The organism is Brevundimonas sp. Bb-A (genome assembly GCF_009394735.1).
Classification (GTDB): domain Bacteria; phylum Pseudomonadota; class Alphaproteobacteria; order Caulobacterales; family Caulobacteraceae; genus Brevundimonas; species Brevundimonas aurantiaca.
Genome location: NZ_CP045456.1, coordinates 3224258 through 3243547 on the forward strand (window position 1 = coordinate 3224258; position 19290 = coordinate 3243547).

18 protein-coding genes are annotated in these 19290 nt (G+C 69.3%); 2 read left to right on the forward strand and 16 right to left on the reverse strand.

Translation table 11 applies throughout. The features are described 5' to 3' along the window. Nucleotides 1–8 precede the first annotated feature (8 nt). Together BSP_RS15905 and BSP_RS15910 are read right to left on the reverse strand one after the other, a co-directional pair. Entirely contained in the window at nucleotides 9–1127 is a 1119-nt protein-coding gene (locus BSP_RS15905; RefSeq protein ID WP_054766669.1) for an acyl-CoA dehydrogenase family protein, read from the reverse strand. Nucleotides 1128–1212: 85 nt separating this feature from the next. Then, complete coding sequence (locus BSP_RS15910) at nucleotides 1213–2397, reverse strand: acyl-CoA dehydrogenase family protein (RefSeq protein WP_152950976.1); 1185 nt, start codon at nucleotides 2395–2397, stop codon at nucleotides 1213–1215. A 143-nt stretch (nucleotides 2398–2540) separates the two neighbouring features. On the opposite strand from BSP_RS15910, the gene BSP_RS15915 reads away from it, so the two are divergent. Beyond that, complete coding sequence (locus tag BSP_RS15915) at nucleotides 2541–3053, forward strand: GNAT family acetyltransferase (protein WP_152950977.1); 513 nt, start codon at nucleotides 2541–2543, stop codon at nucleotides 3051–3053. Here the strand turns inward: BSP_RS15915 and BSP_RS15920 are convergent. Then, nucleotides 3050–3307, reverse strand: coding sequence for an Lrp/AsnC ligand binding domain-containing protein (locus tag BSP_RS15920; RefSeq protein ID WP_152950978.1), 258 nt, complete (start codon nucleotides 3305–3307; stop codon nucleotides 3050–3052). The genes BSP_RS15915 and BSP_RS15920 overlap by 4 nt on opposite strands. Nucleotides 3308–3524: 217 nt before the next feature. Here BSP_RS15920 and BSP_RS15925 point away from each other — a divergent pair, with 217 nt between their 5' ends. After that, nucleotides 3525–4202: a bifunctional 4-hydroxy-2-oxoglutarate aldolase/2-dehydro-3-deoxy-phosphogluconate aldolase gene (locus BSP_RS15925; RefSeq protein ID WP_054766673.1), complete on the forward strand. Its 678-nt coding sequence runs from the start codon at nucleotides 3525–3527 to the stop codon at nucleotides 4200–4202. A gap of 2 nt (nucleotides 4203–4204) precedes the next feature. Here the strand turns inward: BSP_RS15925 and BSP_RS15930 are convergent, their stop codons facing one another. From BSP_RS15930 to BSP_RS15990, 13 genes are all read right to left on the reverse strand, one after another. After that, nucleotides 4205–4726: a periplasmic heavy metal sensor gene (locus tag BSP_RS15930; protein WP_152950979.1), complete on the reverse strand. Its 522-nt coding sequence runs from the start codon at nucleotides 4724–4726 to the stop codon at nucleotides 4205–4207. Further along, complete coding sequence (locus BSP_RS15935) at nucleotides 4723–5133, reverse strand: hypothetical protein (protein WP_054766675.1); 411 nt, start codon at nucleotides 5131–5133, stop codon at nucleotides 4723–4725. The genes BSP_RS15930 and BSP_RS15935 overlap by 4 nt, the downstream gene beginning before the upstream one ends. After that, nucleotides 5130–5714, reverse strand: coding sequence for an RNA polymerase sigma factor (locus tag BSP_RS15940; RefSeq protein WP_152950980.1), 585 nt, complete (start codon nucleotides 5712–5714; stop codon nucleotides 5130–5132). Before BSP_RS15940 ends, BSP_RS15935 begins: the two co-directional genes overlap by 4 nt. Nucleotides 5715–5780: 66 nt before the next feature. Next, on the reverse strand, nucleotides 5781–6419 hold the full coding sequence (locus BSP_RS15945) for an EF-hand domain-containing protein (protein WP_152950981.1): 639 nt from the start codon (nucleotides 6417–6419) through the stop codon (nucleotides 5781–5783). A gap of 48 nt (nucleotides 6420–6467) precedes the next feature. Continuing rightward, nucleotides 6468–9392 (reverse strand): bifunctional [glutamine synthetase] adenylyltransferase/[glutamine synthetase]-adenylyl-L-tyrosine phosphorylase, encoded by a 2925-nt coding sequence (locus BSP_RS15950; RefSeq protein ID WP_152950982.1) that lies wholly within the window; start codon nucleotides 9390–9392, stop codon nucleotides 6468–6470. Nucleotides 9393–9540: 148 nt separating this feature from the next. Then, the gene (locus BSP_RS15955) at nucleotides 9541–10944 is read right to left on the reverse strand and encodes an ATP-binding protein (protein ID WP_152950983.1); all 1404 of its coding nucleotides are present in this window, start codon (nucleotides 10942–10944) and stop codon (nucleotides 9541–9543) included. A gap of 151 nt (nucleotides 10945–11095) precedes the next feature. Beyond that, complete coding sequence (locus BSP_RS15960) at nucleotides 11096–11767, reverse strand: response regulator transcription factor (protein ID WP_054766679.1); 672 nt, start codon at nucleotides 11765–11767, stop codon at nucleotides 11096–11098. Between the two features lie 500 nt (nucleotides 11768–12267). Next, nucleotides 12268–13803 (reverse strand): trypsin-like peptidase domain-containing protein, encoded by a 1536-nt coding sequence (locus BSP_RS15965; protein WP_152950984.1) that lies wholly within the window; start codon nucleotides 13801–13803, stop codon nucleotides 12268–12270. Between the two features lie 76 nt (nucleotides 13804–13879). After that, entirely contained in the window at nucleotides 13880–14410 is a 531-nt protein-coding gene (locus tag BSP_RS15970) for a cytochrome c-type biogenesis protein (protein ID WP_152950985.1), read from the reverse strand. Then, a complete protein-coding gene (locus tag BSP_RS15975; RefSeq protein WP_152950986.1) occupies nucleotides 14407–16392 on the reverse strand; it encodes a heme lyase CcmF/NrfE family subunit in 1986 nt (661 codons plus the stop codon). The genes BSP_RS15970 and BSP_RS15975 overlap by 4 nt, the downstream gene beginning before the upstream one ends. After that, the gene (gene ccmE / locus BSP_RS15980; RefSeq protein WP_054766683.1) at nucleotides 16389–16889 is read right to left on the reverse strand and encodes a cytochrome c maturation protein CcmE; all 501 of its coding nucleotides are present in this window, start codon (nucleotides 16887–16889) and stop codon (nucleotides 16389–16391) included. The genes BSP_RS15975 and ccmE overlap by 4 nt, the downstream gene beginning before the upstream one ends. Nucleotides 16890–16959: 70 nt before the next feature. Further along, on the reverse strand, nucleotides 16960–17760 hold the full coding sequence (gene ccmI / locus BSP_RS15985; RefSeq protein WP_255478921.1) for a c-type cytochrome biogenesis protein CcmI: 801 nt from the start codon (nucleotides 17758–17760) through the stop codon (nucleotides 16960–16962). Nucleotides 17761–17795: 35 nt separating this feature from the next. Continuing rightward, on the reverse strand, nucleotides 17796–19193 hold the full coding sequence (locus BSP_RS15990; RefSeq protein WP_054766685.1) for a hypothetical protein: 1398 nt from the start codon (nucleotides 19191–19193) through the stop codon (nucleotides 17796–17798). Between the last annotated feature and the right edge of the window lie 97 nt (nucleotides 19194–19290).

Genomic DNA, 19290 nt, shown 5'->3' on the forward strand with positions numbered 1-19290 from the left:
CGCCCCCCTCAAAACCCCTGGCTCCTCGCCAACCGTTCGGTGTGGAACTGAGCGTCGCCCAGGAGTTCGTTGAGGACGCGGACACGCTTCATATAGAGGCCGACGTCGAAGGCGTCGGTCATGCCGACGCCGCCGTGCATCTGGACCGCTTCCTGGACCGCCAGTTCGGCGGCGCGGCCGGCCTTGGCCTTGGCGATGGAGGCCGCAAGGTCGGCGTCTTCGCGGCCGGCGTCGATGGCCTGGAGCGCGGCCAGGGTCGCGGCGCGGGCCAAGGCCAGTTCGGTATAGAGATGGGCGGCGCGGTGTTGCAGGGCCTGGAACTCGCCGATCAGGCGGCCGAACTGTTTGCGGGTGCGCAGATACTCAAGCGTGATCTTGAAGGCCTGGTCCCCGGCGCCGGTCAGGGTCGAGGCGGCGCAGGCGCGCCCCAGCGCCAGGGCGGGGTTCAGCAGGACCTCCCCCCCGCCGACGGCGCCGATCACGGCGTCGGCGTCGATTTCGACGTCGCTCAGCGTCACGCGGGCGGCGTTGTGGGCGTCGACCATGACGGTGCGTTCGACCGCGACCCCGTCCGCCTTGGGATCGACCAGGAAGAGGGTGATCCCCTCCTCCGCCCGCGCCGCCACGATCAGGGCGTCGGCGATATGGCCGTCCAGCACCAGGGCCTTGGCGCCGTTCAGGCGAAAGCCGTTGCCGGACCGTTCGGCGCGCGCGGCGATGCGGCTGGGCGCGTGTTTGGCCCCCTCGTCGATCGCCAGGGACAGGACGGCCTCGCCGGCCGCGATACGGGGCAGCCAGGCCTGCTGGGCCTCTGAGCCGCCGTCGCTCAGCACCTTGGCCGACAGGACGGCCGAGCCCATGAAGGGGGACGGGGTCAGGGCGCGCCCCAGGCTTTCAGCGATCACCCCCGCCTCGACGGCGCCCAGGCCGAGGCCGCCGTGCGCCTCGGGGATCAGGACGCCGGCGAAGCCCATCTCGCCGAAGCCGCGCCACAGGTCGCGCGACAGGCCGTCGGGATCGCGATCGTCGCGCAGTTTGCGCAGATGGTCCAGCGGGGCGTGTTCGGCCAAGAAGCCGTCGGCGGCGTCCTGGAGCATCGTCTGTTCTTCGGTCAGGATCAGGGGCATTGGGGTCCCAGGGCTGTGCGGCGGAAGAACCTCTCCACCACTTCGTGGTCCCCCTCCCCACTGCGTGGGGAGGAGACGGCGGGGCTCAGGCGCCCGGCAGTTGCAGCAGGTGTTTGGCGATGATGTTCAGCTGAATCTCGCTGGTCCCGCCCTCGATGGAATTGGCCTTGGTGCGCAGCCAGTCGCGGGCGGCGGCGCCGCCGTGCGAGCGTTCGCCCTCCCATTCCAGGGCGTCGATCCCGCCGGCCGCCATCCGCAGTTCGTGGCGGCGCTTGTTCAGTTCCGAGCCGTAGTATTTCAGCATGGAGGCGATGGCCGGATGGGCCTGTTTGGCCTTCATCTGATCGCCGGCCCGCTCCATCGCCAGGCGGAAGGCGGCGGCGTCGATCTCCAGCTCGGCGATCCGGGCGCGCAGCATGGGGTCGTCCAGCCGGCCTTCGGCGTCGGCGCCGATCGTCTCCAGAGCAGTCTGGGCCAGGGGCCGGCCGGCGCCGACCTCGCCCATGGCGCCGATCATGGTCCGCTCATGGGCCAGAAGATATTTGGCCACGTCCCAGCCGCGGTTCAGCGTGCCGACCAGGTTTTCCTTCTCCACCCGCACATCGTCGAAGAAGGTTTCGCAGAAGGGGGACTTGCCGCTGATCAGGGTGATGGGCCGGGTGGTGACGCCCGGCGTCTTCATGTCGAACAGGACGAAGGAGATGCCCAGATGTTTGGGCGCCTCCGGATCGGTGCGGACCAGGCAGAAGATCCAGTCGGCCTTGTCGGCGTAGGAGGTCCAGATCTTCTGGCCGTTGACGATCCAGTGGTCGCCGCGATCCTCCGCCTTGGTCTGGATCGAGGCCAGGTCGGAGCCGGCGCCGGGCTCGGAATAGCCCTGGCACCAGCGGATTTCGCCGCGCACGATCTCGGGCAGGAACCGCTTCTTCTGTTCTTCGGTCCCGAAGGCCAGAAGCGCCGGGCCCAGCATCCAGACGCCGAAACTGGCCAGGGCCGGCTGGGCCTTGATGCGCCGCAGCTCCGACGCCAGCACCTTGGCCTCTTCGCGGCTTAAGCCCCCGCCGCCGTACTCGCGGGGCCATTCCGGCGCCGTCCAACCGCGCGCGCCCATCCGTTCCAGCCAGAGCCTGTGCCCCGGCGTGGCGAAGACGGCGTCGCGCCCGCCCCAGATCGTATCCGCCTCGGAGGCCATGGGACCGCGCACCTCGGGCGGGCAATTCTCTTCCAGCCAGGCGCGCGTTTCGGTGCGGAAGGCGTCCAGATCGGTCATGTCGCGTGTTCCCCGCGTTTCCTCTTTGGAGGGGAGGTTAGCAGATGGGTTTCGATTGGCTACGGTCATTTGCGCCCAGGCAACAGCTTGGCCGCCCGCGCGTTGGTGGTCCTGAAACTAAGGGGGCGGCCCAGGGGGCGACCATGACCTATCTGACCCGCGCGGTGTTCGGCGGCGCCAGCCTGCTGCTGCTTTTGGCCGCCACCGCCCTGATCGGCTTCGGCGTCAAGGACGCGCTGGAGACCATTCGCGCGCCCGGCCAGTCGGGGGCCGAGGCGGTGCTGGACGTGCTGGGCTATGTCATCGTCGCCATCGCCGTCTTCGACGTGGCCAAATACATCTTCGAAGACGAGGTGCGGCGCGGCAATGAGCGGCGCAGCGCCGCCGAGGCCCGGCGCAGCCTGACGAAATTCCTGTCCACCATCGTCATCGCCCTGTTCCTGGAGGCCCTGGTGGTGGTGTTCAAGACCGCGCGCGAGGACGTCAGCCAGCTGATCTATCCGACCGCCCTGCTGATCGCAGCCGTCCTGGTGCTGGTGGGCCTGGGCGCCTTCCAGCGGTTCTCGGCCTCGGTCGAGGAAAAGGTCGGCGAGGACGACGAGGCGGAGGAGCGCAGGGACGCCGTCAAGCGAAAGACCGGCGCCGGAAAATCCTAGCCCCCCTTCGGCAGGAAGGGCGAGAAGGTGATGACGGTGAAGGTGTCGCGGACATGCGGTCGGGTCTGGACCTGTTTGGTCACGAAGGTCCCGATGTCGGCGTCGCGCGGCAGGTTGAACTTGGCCAGCAGATCGTGCTGGCCCGAGGTCGAATAGACCTCCGACACGTTCTCCACATGGTCCACGATGTCGGCGGCCACCTCATTGGCGTAGCCCAGCTCGGTTTTGATGAAGACGAAGATGGCGGTCATCATGGCGGGGCTCTCCTATTGCTGTTCCGCCTCCTAAACGGTTTTGGACGCGGCGTCGAAGACGGCCGGTGAAACAATATGTTCCGCCACAGCGCCCCGAACCGGACCGCGCGGCTTTCGTTTTCTGCAGCGGCTGGGATAAGCAGGGCGCGAAGGCCGGGCGACCGGTCGAGGAAACACAGGCGTTCCGGCGCGGGTCGGACAGGCGGAGATTTGAGACATGGCCCATGATCGCGTCAGCGTGCTGAAGGCGCTTCAGACCCAGGGCGTCTGCCCGGTCTTCTATCATCCCGATCCCGAGGTCAGCCTGAACGTCATCCGCGCCTGTGCGCGCGGCGGGGCGCCGGTGGTGGAGTTCACCAATCGCGGCGACTTCGCCTGCGACCTGTTCGGCGAGATCAATCGCGAACTGATCAAGACCGATCCTTGGGTGGTTCTGGGCATCGGCTCGGTCGTCGACAGCGGCACGGCGGCCCTCTATCTGAACCGGGGCGCGCGTTTCGTGGTCAGCCCCTGCCTGGTCCCCGACGTGGCCAAGGTCTGCAACCGGCGCATGGTGGCCTACTTCCCCGGCTGCGGCTCGGTGACCGACATCGGCGAGGCGCATGAACTGGGCTGCGACATCGTCAAACTGTTCCCTGGTTCGTCGGTCGGCGGGCCGGACTTCGTCAAGGCGGTCAAGGGGCCGATGCCCTGGGTCAAGATCATGCCGACCGGCGGGGTCGATCCCGACGAAGCCTCAATCGCCAAATGGTTCGGCGCCGGAATCGTGGCGGCGGGCATGGGATCCAAACTGGTGACGGACGCGGCGGTGAAGGCCGGCGACTGGGCCGCCATCGAGAGCTCGGTGCGCGAGGCGGTTCAGGCTGTCGCCGCCTTCCGCGCCTCCAAGGCCTGAGGTCAGCGAGGGACGTCGCCGGCTTCGGGCGGCGGCGGCCCCTCGCCGGCCGGGCGATCGGCCCGGCCGGCACCTGGTCCCTTGCGCGCCAATATGTCGGCCATGATGCGGCGGTCCTCGACGTCCAGGGCGCCCAGAATGGCGATGGCGCCGCCTTCCAGACGGGCGCGGCCGCGCATTTCGGCGGCGCGGGAGTCATTCAGCAGGGCCTGGACCCGCTCGGGATTCATCTGCGGTTGGCGCGCGGCCTCGACCGCCTGACGGCGGGCCTCGCGCGCGGCCTCGAAATCGGGACGGGCCGACAGGGCGACGGCGCGCATGCGGGCGCGCACCTCGCGCCGGGTTTCGGGGCTCAGCTCCGCCACCAGGGCGCGAAAGCCGCCGGCGCGACCGGGCTGGCGCTGTTCGGCGACGTGCTGATCCACCTTGGCCCGGCTGACGGCGAAGGCGACCCCGCCGGCCAGGGCGAACAGGTTCAGGGCCACAGAGACCGCCAGGGCGATTTTCAGCCCGCGTCCGCTCATCGAAGAACCTCCGTATCGTCCACCCCGGTCAGGCTGGATTGATAAAGCACCGCATCAGCCCGCTCGTTGGCGGTCAGTTCGCTGGTCAGGCCGACCCCCGCCACAACCCCGGCGCAGGCCGCCGCCGCCCAGCCGGCGCCCAGATAGAAGGCGAGCCGGTCCAGATGGAAACGACGGCTTCTGGCCTTGGGCGCGGCGGCGAGAACCCGCGCGGTCAGGACGGCCGAGGGCGCCGGCGCCGGCGCGGCGTCCAGCAGGGCGTCCAGCGCCGCCGCCTCGTCGAGCACCGCCTTCAGCGACGGATCAGCCGCGATCAGGCTTTCGGCGAAGGCGCGTTCGGACGCCGGCCATCGACGCAGGTCGGCGCCGTAAGCCTCCGCCAGGGCGTGCAACCGTTGCGCCTTCATCTCGCCTCTCCTCTCAGCGCCGCAGCCGGGGCGCGGGGCGCCAGGTCCGACAAGGACTGACGCAATGCGCGGCGACCGCGCGACAACAGACTTTCCAGCGCCTCGACGCTGATCTCCATCAGGGCGGCCGCCTCGATATTGGACAGTTCCTGATAATGACACAGGACCACCGCCTCGCGCTGCCGATCCGGCAGGCGGCTCAACGCCTGTCCGACCCGCAAGCCCGTTTCGGCCGCCATCAGACCCCGATCCGGGGCCGGTCCCTCGTCGGGACGGTCGGGGGGCGTTTGCGTCGGAATCTCGCGACGACGCCGCAGCCGATCGTAACAGAGGTTCAGCGCCACCCGGTGCAGCCAGGTGTCGAACCGCGCCTGGCCCGGCGTCCACCGGGGCGCCTGTTTCCACGCCTTAAACATCGTTTCCTGAGCCACGTCCTCGGCCTCGACCGCATCGCCCAGCATCCGCTGCGCCAAGGCCAGGATGCGCGGCAGTTTGCGCACGACGAGCGCCTGGGCCGCCGCCGGATCGCCCTGACCCACGCGGCGCACCAGATCCTCGTCGGGGTCGATGATCGCGACCAAGCCTGCCTCTTCCGATCCGGACGAAAGGGACCGATTCGCGCGCGACGGCCGACCCCGACACTGTTCTTACGCCGAACCGGCCGGCGGGGAAGCCGGTTGTTGCGCGGAGCGGGCCTGACGCCGTTCGGCGCGGTGGGCCTGGGCGGCCGCACGGCGTTCCTCGGGGGTGACAACGCCGTCGTGATCGGCGTCCATCGTGTCGAACCGTTCGCCCAGTTTGGCGGCGACGTCCGAAATCGTCACCGGACCGGCCTGGCGATGGGCGCCGTCCTTGCCGCGACGAGGTCCGTCGCCGCGACCCGCCCGTTCGCGACGACCGCCGGCCTCGCCGCGCGCCGCGCGGGCGGCCTCGAACTCGGCGCGGCTGACCGCGCCGTCGCCGTTCGCATCCAGCTTGGCGAAGCGCGAATCCGCGTGCCGGGCGCGCCGGGCCTGAACGGCGGCCTCGCGCTCGGCGACGCTGACCACGCCGTCACGGTCGGCGTCCAAGGCGGTCAGACGCGCGATGTGCTGATCCACGAATTCGGCCCGCGTCACCGGACCGGCGCGACGGGCTTCACCGCGTCGATGATGGGGGCGGTCGGCTTGGGGTCCCGAATGCGCCGCCGTCGGCGCAGGACCTGGGGGCGGCGTCTGGGCCGTGGCGGCGCCGGCCAGGCCCGCCAAGGCGATGACGCCGAGGCCGGTCAGCAAGGTTGTTCTCATCTCGATCTTCTCCTGGGCCGTGGCAAGCACGGCCTTTTCGTCGCCCCGTCAGGAGGTTGAACGCGGGTCCGGCGATTCTCCGTCGCGACCGGCCGGAACCGCCTGCTCGAAGGCCCGACGCGCTTGGGCGCGCAGGTCCGTCAGCCGGGTCTTCAGGCTCTCGAAGTCGGGCGCCCCCGCCGCCTCGGCCAGCCGCTGCTGAAAGACCGCCGGCTCGGCCTCGGGATCGACCCGGCCTTCGAAGGCGGCCGCCAGGAGCTGGGCCAGTCGCTGCTGGATGCGCCAGGCCTCGGCCAGGATCGGGTCTTGCCCGAGGGCCTGAAGCGTCGACAGGGTCAAGGGCTCGCCCGCCGCCGCAGCCTGAAGCTGGCGGTACTGGGCGGCGAACTCGGCGTCCACCTGGCCGCCCGGCGAGAGCTTCAGATCCCAGAAGCCGTGCGGACGGCGTTCCCGATCCATCAGGGCGCGCATCCGGCGCACATCCGCCGCCACGTTGACGCCCGGCCGGGGCCGCCGCAGCGCCGCCTCGATCCCCGCCGACACCCGCTCGGCGAAGGCCGGGTCGCTGGCCCAGACCACGCGCGCGCGGGTCAGGACCATGAACTCCCAGGTCTCGGCCTCGGCGGCGTAATAGTCGTCGAAGGCGGACAGCCGCACCGAGACCGGGCCCTTGGATCCGGTGGGCCGCAACCGCATGTCCACCTCATACAGGCCGCCCTCGGCCGTATGGGCCGAAAGGGCCGCGATCAGCCTCTGGGTGAAGCGGGCGTAGAAGACGTCGGCGGTCCAGCCCTTGGCCTCGGACACGGCCTCGGGCGGGGCGTCGTAGAGGGTCATCAGGTCCAGGTCCGACCCGGCCGTCATCTCGCGCGACCCGGCCTTGCCCAGGGCCACCACGGCGACCGCGCCGGGAAAGGCGCCGCCCAGCCGTTCCGCCTCGACCAGGGCGGCAGGGGCCAGGATACGCATGGCGGCGTCGGCCAGATCGGCATAGGCCCGGCCGGCGGCCTCGGGCCCCGCGCGGCCGGTCATGGCGTGCAGGCCGATGCGGAACATCTGTTCGCGGTGCAGACGCCGCACGGCGTTCATCGCCCCTTCGAAATCCTCCGCCTCGCCCGCCTCGCGCACCATCTGTTCGCTCAGGCCGGTGTCGTCGGACAGGTCAGCCAGAAAGCGGGCGTCCAGAATCCCGTCCAGGGCCGCCGGCTGACGGCCCAGTGTGCGGGCCAGGCGCGGCGCAAAGGCCATGACGCCCAGGACCATTTCGAACAGTTTGGGCTGGTTCAGGAACAGGGCCTGAACCTGAACCCCGGCGGCCAGGCCCGAGAAGAAGACGGCGAACCGGCGAAAGGCCTCGTCCGGCGCGCCCGTGCGCGCCAGGGCCTCCAGCAGGCGCGGCGCCAGGCGGGTGAACAGTTCGCGGCCCCGCTCGGTCCGGGTCGCGGGGATGCGGCCGTGGTGCCAGGAGCGGATGGTGTCGGCGACCGAGGCCGCCTCGGAAAAGCCCATGCGGCCCAGGGTCAGAAGGGTCTCTGGATCGTTCTCCACCCCGGTGAAGACCAGGCTGCCGTAGCTGGAATCCAGGTCTTCCCCGCCTTCGAACAGCTCGCCGTAGCGGGCGTTGACCCGCCCCAGCAGCGCTTCGACATGGGCGTCGAAGGCGGCCAGATCGGCCCAGCCGGCCAGGGCGGCGACGGCGGCGCGCGCCTGGGGGCTCTCGGGCAGGCGGTGGGTCTGTTCGTCGTCCAGCATCTGGACCCGGTGTTCCAGCCCGCGCAGTTCGACATAGGCCGCCGACATCTCCTCGGCGACCGCGGTTGGAATGTGGTCGGCGCCGGCCAAGGCGGTCAGGGCGGCCAGGGTGCGCGGCGCCCTCAGGTCCGGGTCGCGTCCCGCCAGGATCAGCTGCTGGGTCTGGGCGTAGAATTCGATCTCGCGGATGCCGCCTCGGCCCAGCTTCAGATTGGCGCCGGCGGCCTGAAGCCCCTCGCCCGTCTTGTGGACATGGATTTGCTTCTTGATCGACTGGATGTCCAGAACGGCGGCGTAGTCCAGGCTGCGACGCCAGACGAAGGGCCGCAGGGCCTTGACGAAACGGGCGGCGGCGCGCGGGTCGCCCAGCACGGGCCGGGCCTTGATGAAGGCCGCCCGTTCCCAGTTCTGGCCGACGCTCTCGTAATAGGCCAGGGCCATGGGGGCGGCGACGACCGGCGGGGTCGAGGACGGATCGGGCCGCAGCCGCAGGTCGACGCGGAAGACATAGCCGTCGGCGGTGCGTTCGCTCAGCAGGCCGGCGATCCCCTTGCCGACGCGATTGGCGAAGTCCTGCATCTCCTCGCCCTCGCGCAGGGCCAGGCCCATCAGGCGCGGCTCGAAGAAGAGGGAGATGTCGATGTCGGACGAATAGTTCAGCTCGTGCGCGCCGTGCTTGCCCATGGCCAGGCCGAACAGGCCGGGGATGGGCCCGCGCGGATCGTCGGGCGGCGAGACCAGCCGCCCCCTCGCCCGCTGCTCGGCGGCGACGGCGCGCAGGGCGGCGCGGCAGACGGCGTCGGCGAAGCCGGACAGGGCGCCGGTCACCTGATCCAGGTCCCAGACCCCGCCGAGGTCAGCCAGGGCCGTCAGCAGGTGCAGATCGGCCTTCAGCACCCGCAGAGGCGCGCGGACCTCATCGGGTTCGGCGTTCAGGGCGTCGGTGTCGGCGAGGATGCGGATCAGGCCCGAGGTCGGATTGGTCTCCAGCAGGCGGCGCAGATGGGCGGGGCGACGCCGCATCAGGCCGGCGAGATAGGGCGAGGCCCCCGCCACCGGCGCCAGGGCCGGCCAGGCCGCGTCCAGAGTGTCGGCCCAGCCCTCGGATGCGGCGGCCTCGAACAGGGTTTCGTGCAGGCGTTCGGCGGCGGCGGGGTCGGCGACGGGACCGGCGGGGACGAGGCTATGCGCCAACGGAACTGAGGTTTTGGTTTCGGGCATCAAATCATCCGCTCATCCCGGCGAAAGCCGGGACCCAGTGCTTTCGCTCGGCAATGCGTTGGACCACGATCCAAGACACGCTCACAAGCCTGAACGCCCAAAGAACTGGGTCCCGGCTTTCGCCGGGATGAGCGGAAATTAGGGGAGATCAGGTCGAGGCCGAGGCCGGCGGCAGAACCAGGGCCACGCGAAGACCCGGCCCGTAACCCTCATAGGCGCCGGGGCCTTCGTCCAGCACCACCCGGCCGCCGTGCGCCTCGGCCACAGCCGTGACCAGAGACAGGCCCAGACCCGAGCCCGGCTCGGTGCGGCTGTTGTCCAGCCGCACGAAACGTTGGACCACCCGTTCGCGGTCCTCCTCCGGCACGCCGGGGCCGGTGTCGGTGACCGAATATTCGATCTCGCCGGACGACCGCCGCCGCGCCCGCAGCTTCACCGCCCCGCCGGAGGGCGTGTATTTGATGGCGTTGTCGATCAGATTGGCCAGGGCCTGGGCCAGGAAGGGCTGGTTGCCCTCGATCATCAGGCCGGTCTCGATCTCGGCCGAGAAGTCGATGTCCTTGTCCTCGGCCGCCGGTTCGTACAGTTCGGCCATGTCGGCGGCCAGGGCGGCCGCGTCCATCCGCTGGGGGTCCGGCGCCCCGCCCGATTGCAGCCGGGCGATGGCGAGCACGGTGTTGAAGGTCTTCAGCAGATGGTCCGCCTCGTCCAGGGCCACGCCCAGGGCGTCGACCCCGTCGATCCGGCCCGCCTCGGCGTCGATCAAGGCCACCTCCAGCTTGGCCCGCATCCGCGTCAGGGGCGAGCGCAGGTCGTGGGCGATGGCGTCGCCGGCATGGCGGATGGAGGCCATGGACGCCTCCAGCCGATCCAGCATCAGGTTCAGCCCCTGGCTGAGTTCGTCCAGTTCGTCGCCGGAATGGCGGATGGGGGCGCGGACCTTCAGATCCCCCTCCTGCACGGCTGAGACGACGCGGTTCAGCCCGGCCATGGCGCTTTCGACCCGGCGGCTGATGTAGAGGCCGCCCGCCAGGCCCAGCAGGATGACTAGGCCCATGGCGCCCCACAGGGCCTGGGTCAGGCGGGCCAGATAGTCCTCGACGTCGCCGATGTCCGCCCCGACGAACAGATGTTCGCCGCCCGCCAAACGGGTGTCGATGCCGATCGACTGGCGCCGCCGCACCCGGCCGTCTGCGTCGGTGTCGGTCAGGCGGAAGGGCTCCCAGTCGCCGGTGTCGACCCCCTCGGGCACGTCGGAGATGTTGGCGGTGATGATCTTTCCGTCCGCCCCCTTCAGCACATACAGATAGGGGCCGGCGCGGATGGCGCGCTCGACCAGGGCCTGGTTCAGGGCGTCCAGGCCCCGGGTGCGATAGACGGCGGTCAAAGCGGCCCGCTCGGCCTCCACCTCCGCCTGGGCGCGACCTTGGGCCTCCGAGGCCGAGGCGAAATAGACATAGGCCAGGATCGCCCCCGCCGCCGCGACGAACAGGGCCAGGAACAGCAGCGTCAGCCGAAAGGGCGTGCGGCGAAGGAGGGAGGGAAGGCGCATGGGGCTTGTTAGTGGCGAGTGACGCGTGGCGAGTGGCGAGCAAGCGCAGGGACAGACAGAGGCTTCCGCGGGGCCTGACCATAAGTCGCCGCTCGGTCGCCAGCCTCAATCATTCTCGCCACTCGCCACTAACCACTCGCCACTCCGAACGTCACGCCTCCAACCGATACCCCGCGCCGCGAACCGTCTGAAGCATGGCCTTGTCGAAACCCTTGTCGATCTTGGAGCGCAGGCGGCTGATGTGGACGTCGATGACGTTGGTCTGGGGGTCAAAATGGTATTCCCACACCTTCTCCAGCAGCATGGTGCGGGTCACCGACTGGCCGGCGTGGCGCATCAGGAACTCAAGCAGCTGGAATTCGCGCGGTTGGAGGTCGATCTCTGTGGTTCCGCGATGAACCGTGCGGGCGATCAGGTTCATCTCCAGGTCGCCGACCTTCAGCACGGTCTGGACCCCGCCGGTCTCGCGCCGGCGCGCCAGGGCCTCGACCCGCGCGATCAGCTCGGCGAAGGCGTAGGGCTTGACCAGATAGTCGTCGGCGCCGGCCTTCAGGCCGGTGACCCGGTCCTCGACTTCGCCCAGGGCCGACAGGAAGAGGACCGGAGTCTGGTCCCCGCCCTTCCTGACCGTCTCGACCATGCCGACGCCGTCGAGACGCGGCATCATCCGGTCGACCACATAGACGTCATAGCCGCCCTTTTGCGACTCCAGCAGGCCGAAGGCGCCGTCCACGGCATGGGTCACCTCATGGCCGGCCTCGGTCAGGCCGCGCACCATGGCCGTCGCCGCCTCGGCGTCGTCCTCGACCACCAGAATCCGCATCGAAACCCCTCCCGGAATCAAAATCGCCGCCGATGGTAGCGCATCGGCGGCGATTCAGTGAGTTACGGCTTGGTCAGATTACCGATCAGTTCTTGGACAGTTCGATCTTCGGGCGGGAAGCTCGACGCAGCCATCTCCTCGGTCAACAAAAATTGACGAAGCGGAATACAGTTTCAAGTTGACGACTGAACGACTAAAACGCGAACCAACTGAGCGCCACTTGGCATTCAACCTGGGAGATCAAACGTGAAGAGAACACTGATTGCTCTAAGCTTGTTGTCGTCAGCCATAGGTTCGTCCGCCCTCGCATCACCGACAGCTCCGTCTCACCAACCCACCTCCGTGCGGACGGTTATGGTCTGCATAACCAATCACTACCCAGATGGGGCACCGTTTTTAGATTGCCAGATCGTATATTTATACGACGACGAGATCATTCAAGCGTGATTTCTAAAAGTGAACAGCCCGCCATCAGAAATGATGGCGGGCTGTTTCGTGCTCTATTTTTTGAAAGTCAGCACATAGGGTACGTTGCCCTGACCCCGAACCCAGATCAGGAGATAAGCTCCGGATCGGCCAGACGCTTTCACCGAAGCTACGGCGTCTCGGAAGTCGTCCACGGTTCTTACGGGCGTATTCTGAACCTGCTGGATCACGACCCCTTGCCCAAGGCGGGCATCGACACCGGTTTCAACACCCATAATCGCCAAACCTTCGACGGAGGCCGGCGCGCCCAGACGTTGGCGCAGGGCTGGAGTGAGAGGAGTCAAGTTTAGACCTTCGACTGTGGCCGAAGCTCCCGAAGGATCGTTCGGAGCGGCTCCGCCTTGGCCGAGGCCGTTTTCGCTGTTCAGTTCCGTCTCAGAAGGGCGGGTACCGGATCGTGCCGTGATCGTTTGTCGGCGACCGTCACGCAGCACCTCCATCCGAAGCGTGTCTCCCGGCTTAGCCGCGCCAACTAAGCGCGTCAGCTTCGTCGATGAATCAATCACCTCGCCATTCAGCGAGACGACAAGATCGCTGAACCTGAGGCCAGCCTTGTCGGCCGGACCTTCAGGGGTGACCTCAGCAACGAGGGCGCCCTTCTGGTCGGCTTTCAGCCCCAAAGCACCCAACTCCTCGGTGGTTGGCGTACTGATTTTCACGCCGAGATAGCCTCTCTCAATCACCTCCCCACGCATCAAGCGCGACGTGATCTGCTTAGCGATTTCCGCCGGAATCGCGAAGCCTATGCCGACTGACGAGCCAGTTGGAGACAGAATGACGGAGTTGACACCAATAACGCGACCGTAGACATCAAAGGTCGGCCCGCCCGAGTTCCCGCGATTGATGGCGGCGTCGATCTGCAGAAAATCGGTGTATGCTGAAGAGGCATCCGGCAAGCTGCGGGCTTTCGCAGAGACAATCCCCGCCGTCGCCGTGCCGCCCAGCCCGAAGGGGTTGCCCACAGCGATCACCCAGTCGCCCACGCGGGGTTCGGCCGTTTCTTCAAAGCTGACGTATTTGAAGTTGTCGCCATCGACCTTGATCACGGCCAGATCGGTGGCCTCATCGCGCCCCACCAGACGCGCGGGCAGTTCGCGGCCGTCCGACATCTTGACCTTGATCTCGGTGGCGTCGGCGACGACGTGGTTGTTGGTGACGATGAAACCGTCCTGCGAGATGAAGAAGCCCGAACCGGCGCCCTGGGTGGTGCGGGGTTCGGCGTCTTCGCCATCGCTGCGGCCCTGGGGCGGGACGAACTGGAACGGCAGGCCGGGGATTTGGAAGGCGCCGCCCTGGGGCTGATCCACCTTGACCGTCACGTCGATCTGGACGACGGCCGGGGCGACCTGGTCGAAGATGTCAGCAAAGCTGTTGGGCGCGCCGGGCGGAGGCGAGAAGCGGTCGCCGTTGGCGGGGACGGGGGTGATCCGGTTGACGGCCTGGGGGTCGGCGTGGGCGCCGGGCCAGGTGACGATCCCGCCCGCCGTCGCTCCCGCCGCCAGGGTCAGGCCGGCCAAGGCCCCGAGAATGAACTCTTTGCGCTTCAGCATCTTGTTCTTGCGATCCTCTGTCGGGGCCGCGCCCCGTCTCGCTCTTGATATAGGCCGAACGGGCATTACGCCAATTTCAGCGTTCGATGGTTGATCCCGACAAGCGCCCGTCGTGAGGCGAGCTTGCGTCAGGATCGCGGCGAAGCTTCTCATTTGCGAGAATGTCTTGCAGTCGATGTTCCTCCTCAGGCGAAAGGGGCGCGACCTCCATCGGGCGGCGACGCGCGCGCAGGATCAGCGTGCCCCCGGCCAGCAGGATGAGGGCGAAGGGGCCGAACCACAAAAGCCAGGTTCCGGCCCGCACCGGCGGGGTGAACAGGACATAGTCGCCGAACCGGCGCACCAGGTCCTGACGCACGGCCTGATCCGTGGCGCCGGCGGCGATCTGTTCGCGAATCAGGCGGCGCATGTCGCCGGCGACGCCCGCCGGGCTGTCGGCGATGGCCTCGTGCTGGCAGACGACGCAACGGACATCCTTGAACAGGGCCTGGGCGCGGGCTTCCTGAGCCGGGTCGCTCAAGGGACGGTCGGGAGCGGCGGCGGGTTCGGCCGCCGTCAGCATCAGCGCCAGGACCGGCGCAGCCAGCAGGATCTTGAGCCGCCTCACGCCGGCCTCCGCCGCGCGCCGACGCCCAGTCGCAGCCGGCGATCCAGCAGGGACAAAAGCCCCCCCAAGGCCATGATCATCGGCCCCAGAAAGATCAGCCGCGCCCAAGGGTTCCAGTACAGGCGCACGACCCAGGCGGGTTGATCGGGCGACCCCGCCCGCTCGCCCATCACCACATAGACGTCGTCCAGACCCCGGAAATCCAGCCCCACCTCGGTCGTGGTCTGGCCGCCCGCGGGAAAGAAGCGGCGTTCGGCCGTGACGGTCTTCGCCCGACCCCGGTCGTTTGACGGTCGCACGGTCAGACGCCCCTGTTCGGCCAGATAGTTGGGGCCTTCGACCACCCGGACCTGATCCAGCGTGACGGTCCAGGGCCCGGCGGAGACGGTTTGGCCCAAGGTCAGGGCGCGGGCCGCCTCGGCCTTGAAGCCGGTCTCGACCACCGCCCCCAGGATGAAGACCCCCAGACCCAGATGGGCCAGGCTCATGCCCCAGGCGCCGAGCGGCAGACCCTTGAGGCGACGCAGGGTCTCGGCGGGCGAGGCGCGGAACAGCCGCGCCCGTTCGGCGACCTCGGCCAGGGTGCCCAGGATCAGCCAGGCGCCCAGGCCGATCCCGGCGGCGGCCAACGCCTTCTTCGGCGACCACAGGGCGTAGGCCGCAAGAGCGCAGACCAGCGACAGGCCCGCCGCGACCGCCAGCCTCTGCGTCGCCCCCGCCAGGTCGCCCCGCTTCCACGCCAGCAGAGGCCCCGCAGGCAGGATGATGAAGGCGACCGTCATCAGGGGAACGAAGGTGGCGGCGAAATAGGGCGGGCCGACCGAGATGGTCGCGCCGGAGGCCGCCTCCAGGATCAGGGGATAGAGGGTGCCCAAAAGCACGGTCGCCGCCGCCGCCGTCAGGAACAGATTGTTCAGCACCAGGGCGCCCTCGCGGCTTACGGGTGCGAACATTCCGCCGCCCTTCAGCTGGGGCGCGCGCCAGGCGAACAGGGCGAAGGCGGCGCCGGCCGTGAGGCCCAGGATGGCCAGCAGCATCATCCCGCGCTGGGGATCAACGGCGAAGGCGTGGACGCTGGTCAGGACGCCCGATCGCACCAGGAAGGCGCCCAGCATCGAGAAGCTGAAGGCCAGAAGCGCCAGAAAGACGGTCCATCCCGCCAGGGCCCCGCGCCGCTCGGTGACCACCGCGCTGTGCAATAGGGCCGCGCCCGCCAGCCAGGGCATGAAGCTGGCGTTCTCGACCGGGTCCCAGAACCACCAGCCGCCCCAGCCCAGCTCATAATAGGCCCAGAAGGAGCCCAGGGTGATGCCGACGGTCAGAAAGGCCCAACTGGCCAGGGCCCAGGGGCGCACCCACCGGCCCCAGGCGGGCCAGAAGGCGGTCTGAGCCCGGCCCTCGATCAGGGCCGCAACCGCCAGGGAGAAACAGACCGAAAACCCGACATAGCCCGCATAGAGCAGCGGCGGATGGACGGCCAGGGCCGGGTCCTGAAGCAGGGGGTTCAGCGAGGCGCCCTGGAAGGGGGCGGGGTCCAGGCGGACAAAGGGGCTGGAGGTAAAGACGGCGAAGGCCAGGAACAGCGAGCCCAGAGCGCCTTGGGTCGCCACGGCCGAGGCCTTCAGCCCGAACGGCAGGCCGCGCGCGCGGGCCAGGACGGCGCCGAAGACCGTCAGGACCAGGCACCACAGCAAGAGCGATCCCTCGTGACTGCCCCAGGCGCCGGCGACCTTGTACAGCATCGGCTTGTCGGTGTGGCTGTTGGCCGCGACGTTGGAGACCGAGAAGTCCGAGATGACGAAGGCGTAGATCAGGGCCGCAAAGGCCAGGGCCGTCGCCGCCGCGGCGCCGATCGCCGCCCCTTCAGCCGCCCCGGCCAGCACGGGGCTGCGCCGGGCCCGCCCCGCCGCCGACAGCACGGTCTGAAGCACCGACAGGGCCAGGGCCAGGGCAAGGGCGAAGGCCCCGAACTCGACGATCATAGGCTTTCAGCCTGCGGCCTATTTGAGCGCATGGTCTCGGTCGAGGTTTCCGGCCGCCACTCGCCCTTGGCCTTGATCCGGTCGGCGACCTCGCGCGGCATATAGTTCTCGTCGTGCTTGGCCAGGACTTGGCTGGCGTGGAAGACGCGGTCGGCGCCGAACGCCCCTTGCGCCACGATCCCCTGCCCCTCGCGGAACAGGTCGGGCAGGTCGCCGTGATACTGGACCTGGGTCGCGGCGATATTGTCGGTGACGGTGAAAACGACGACGCCATCGCCAGACTTCCGCACGCTGCCCGTCTCGACCAGGCCGCCCAGCCGGATGTTGCGGCCTTCCGGCGCCTTGTCGACGGTAGCCTCGGACGGGGAATAGAAGAAGGTCACGCTGTCCTGCATGGCCCACAGCGACAGGCCGACCGCCAGGGCTAGGATCGGCGCCACGGCGGCGACGATCCACAGGCGACGGCGCGCCTTCGGCGATTTCGGCAGCCAACTCATGACTTAGCGGACCCGCTCCCCGACGGATTTTTCTTTCCGTCTACAGAGGCCGGCGCCCCGCGCCAACGGCTCATTCCGCCCTCGGCAGGCGGCGTTCCAAATCCTTGCGACGCGGATCGGCCGGATCGAGGGCGGCGATCAGCGGCGTCCACATGGCCCGTGTCGTGGCCGCATCCCCACGACGCAGGGCCGCCTCGCCCAGGAAGAAGCGGGCGCCCAGCTGATCGGGATCGTGTTTCACCGCCTGGCGGAAGGCGGCCTCGGCGTCGGCGCCGATCTGGTCGTCATTGGCCCGCACCAGGCTTTCGCCCAGCCGCGCCCAGGCCTGGGCGTTCTCGGGCTCCCGCTCGATCAGCCGACGAAAGGCCGAGGCGGCGCCCAAGTGGTCGTCGGCGGCGAAACGGGCCGCGCCCAGCATGGCCAGGGCCTGGGGGTCGTTCGGTCGATCCTGGGCCGCGCGCGCCGCCACAGCCGCCAGTTGGGCCGGCTGCAGCGTCTCCAGCCGGGTGGACCAGTCATCCACCCGCCGCTGATAGGCTTGGTCCGGCAGGCCCGGCGATCCGGTCAGGATGTAAAGCCCCAGGGCGGCGGCCGTCGCGGCGGCGATCCCGCTCAGAACCCACAGCCGGTCGCGACGGCCCGTCTGGGGCGCCGGCGTCGTCCCTGACTGCCCGGCCAGCAGACGCCGGGCCGCTTCGGCGCGCGCCGCCGCATGGGCGGCCTCGTCCAGCAGCCCCCGCGCCTTCAGACGGTCCAGTTCGGCCAGTTCGCGCGCCCCGATCTCGGCCTGCGTCGCCGGAGTCGGGTCGGCGCCGGAACGCGCGCCGGTCAGCACCAGAAGGGCGGCGCCGGCCGCCGCGAGACCGGTCATTATCCAGAAGGCGATCATCCCCGCCGTCTATCGCATCAGGCGGCGGCGGGCGAGGCCCCTTGGGTCGCCAGAAGCGCCTCGGCGGCGGCGGCGCGACGTCGCACCGCCCGCGCGGCCTCCAGCGCGTCGATCAAGGTCAGGAACCGCGCCGCGACGCCGACCAGACGCAAGGGTCCCTCCGGCTGGGCGACCTGGCCGTCCGCCAGATGATCCAGGGCCTCATTGGCCCAGATGGACAGATAGTCGGTCAGCTCGGTCTTCAAGGCCATCCGATCCGCCTCGCAGCCGAAGACGACGGCGGCGCCTCTCAGCCCCCCGACGGCGTTCAGCAGGCCGGCGGCCGCCTCGACCGCCTCGCCCGTCGCGGGCGCGTCCAGCCAGGGCGAGAGTCGCGTCATCCGGCCGCTCAGCCTCTGCCGCTTCATCGGCAGGGCCGCATGGACGGCGGCCGAGGCGGACTTCATCAGGCCGGACATCTGACCCGCCACCTGGATCCGCGCCATCCGGGCGGCCCGGCCCCAGGGCGAGTCCGGCCGCATTTGCAGACACAGGTCGATCTCGCCCAGCACCCCGGCGCACCAGGCGACCTCCTGAACCACCTCGGCCATGGCGGCCTCATCCGGGCTGGGCCGGGCGGCGGCGATCCGTGCGACGCGCGTTGTGACCGAGGCCAGCAGACGTTCGACAAAGACGCCCATGTCGGAATGGCTCAGCATCGCCTCCTTATCGGCGAGGCGATTGGTGCGGGTCACGACACGCAGCATCCGTTCGGCGTCGGCGACATGGGCGAAGAGGATGTCGACCATCCGGCGCCCGCCTTCGGGCGAGACGGCAAGACAGTCCTGGATCAACAGACGCAGTCCCGCCGCCTGTTCGTCGTCGGGACGATCGAGCCAGGCAGGCAAACGCGGCGTAGCGGTTCGCGCCAGAGGGGCCAGGTCGAAACAGCCGGCGAGCTCCGCCGGGGTCGGAGCGGGGGCGGCGGCGAGCGACAGGTTCGACACCGGCGCCGGCGGAGACGGATCGGCCCAGACGTCGCCGGGCCGATCCCGCAGCACAGCCGCCGCCCGGGCGCACAGACGATCGGCGACCAGGGTCCAGTCGCCGTGCGACGGACCCGCCCCGTCCAGCAGGCTGAGATAGGGCTCGTCGCCGATCTTGGCCTCGCGCCAGAGACGGGCCAGAACCGGCCGGGGAAAGGTCAGGGCCGCCACTTGGTCGGCGCGCGGCCGGAACAGGGGGATCAGCGGCGCGAACGCCTGATCCCGGCGGGCGCGATCGCGGATTTCCGCCTGAATCAGGATCGCCAGTTCGCCCGCCTTGTCGCCCGGCAGTCCGCCGACAGCCGCCTCCAGCTGCGCCAGACCGTCATCGGGGCAGGCCTGGACGACCGCCTCCAGGGCGGCGCGATGGGCGGCGGACAGGGCAGTCAAGACGGTTCCCTGGGTAAGATTTGAGGCCCGACCCTGCACCAATGTGATTAACAACGGCTTGGCGCCCCTTGAGCCGGTCGCGCGGCGCGCCATATTC